2 protein-coding genes are annotated in these 1,569 nt (G+C 67.8%); both read right to left on the bottom strand.

The genetic code is table 11. The features are described 5' to 3' along the window. The coding region (locus JMF90_RS36535) for an ATP-binding cassette domain-containing protein (RefSeq protein WP_201326293.1) at positions 1–493 on the bottom strand (493 nt) is incomplete at its 3' end. 145 nt (positions 494–638) lie between these two features. After that, positions 639–1,569 (bottom strand): sugar ABC transporter substrate-binding protein (locus JMF90_RS36530; RefSeq protein ID WP_201326292.1); only part of this gene is annotated, 931 nt, incomplete at its 5' end.

Here is a 1,569-nt window from a genome sequence, read left to right as displayed (position 1 = left end):
GGTTGCGCGCGATCTCGACCATCTGCTGGTGGCCGATGCCGAGCGCGCCGACCGGCGTATCGGGGTCGACCGCGTCGAGCCCGACCTGCGCCATCGCGGCCCGCGCGTCGTCGCGCAGCCGCGCGCGATCGATGATTCCGAAGCGCCGCGGCAGGCGGTTCAGGAACAGGTTTTCGGCGACGCTCAGCGTCGGCAGCAGGTTCAGCTCCTGCATCACCATGCGCACGCCGAGCGCCTCGGCCTGCGTGCGGCTCGCCGGCGCGTACGCCTCACCGCCGAGTTGCATCGTGCCGGTGGTCGGGTCGACGAGCCCGCCGATGATTTTCGACAGCGTGCTCTTGCCGGCGCCGTTCTCGCCCGTGAGCGCGAGCGCCTGGCCCGCGTCGAGCGTCAGCGTGACGTCGGCGAGCACGGGTTCGGCATAGGTCTTGCCGATGCCGGATACGGACAGCACGGGATGGGCTGAACGGGAGGGTTGGAAGGTCGGTTCCATCGCGATCCTGGTTGCGGCCGCGCGCACGGGGCGCGCGGGTATGACGCTCACTAGTGCATGTGCATGCAGTGGCCGTGATCGCGCTCACACCGGATAACGGCCGCCGCGCCGGATTCTTGAGGGCGGCGGCCGGATCGGCGCGGCGTTACTTCGTCACGAGATCCACCGGCGTCTCGACCACGCCGGACATGTCGGCCTGCTTGCGATGCTCGGCGATCGCCTTGAGCGCCGTGTCGATACCGAACACGGCCTGCTTCGCCGCGTACTGGTCGGCGGTCGCGAGCACGCGGCCGTCCTTCAGCATCGGCTTGATCGCGTTGATGTTGTCGTAGCCGACCACGAGCACCTTGCCCTGCTTGCCGGCCGCGCGCACGGCCGACACGGCGCCGATCGCCATGTTGTCGTTGCCGCACAGCAGCGCCTTCAGGTTCGGGTATTCGTTGAGCATCGCGGCGGCCACCGCATTGCCCTTGTCGATCTCCCATTCGCCCGACTGCACCGACACGACCTTCATCCCGCCCGCCTTCATCGCGTCCTGGAAGCCGGCCGTGCGCTGCTGCGCGTTGGTCGTCGTCGACACGCCTTCGACGATGCCGACCTGGTCGCCCGCCTTCAGCCGCTTCGCGAGGTAATCGCCGATCTTGCGCGCGCCCTTGCGGTTGTCCGGACCGACGAACGGCACGTTCAGGTTCTTCGACTTCAGCACGTCGGGATCGAGCCGGTTGTCGATGTTCACGACGACGATGCCGGCGTCCACGGCCTTCTTCACGACCGGCACGAGCGCCTTCGAATCGGCCGGCGCGAGCACGATCGCATCGACCTTCGACACGATCATCTGCTCGACGATGCGGATCTGGTTCGCGGTGTCGGTCTCGTCCTTGATGCCGTTGGTGATCAGGTCGAACTGGTTCGCGTTGTGCTTCTGGTATTCCTTCGCGCCCGTTTCCATGGTCAGGAAGAACTCGTTGGCGAGCGACTTCATCACGAGCGCGACCTTCGGCTTGGCCGCGGATTGCGCGTGGACGGCCGGTGCGGCGGCCACCGCGACGGCGGCGAGCGCGGCGGTCAGGAAGCGA

This window comes from Burkholderia sp. E168m23 (assembly GCF_016586125.1).
Lineage (GTDB): Bacteria > Pseudomonadota > Gammaproteobacteria > Burkholderiales > Burkholderiaceae > Burkholderia > Burkholderia orbicola.
The sequence above is the reverse complement of the archived record's forward strand: the minus strand, read 5'-3'. Positions and strand labels throughout refer to the sequence as shown.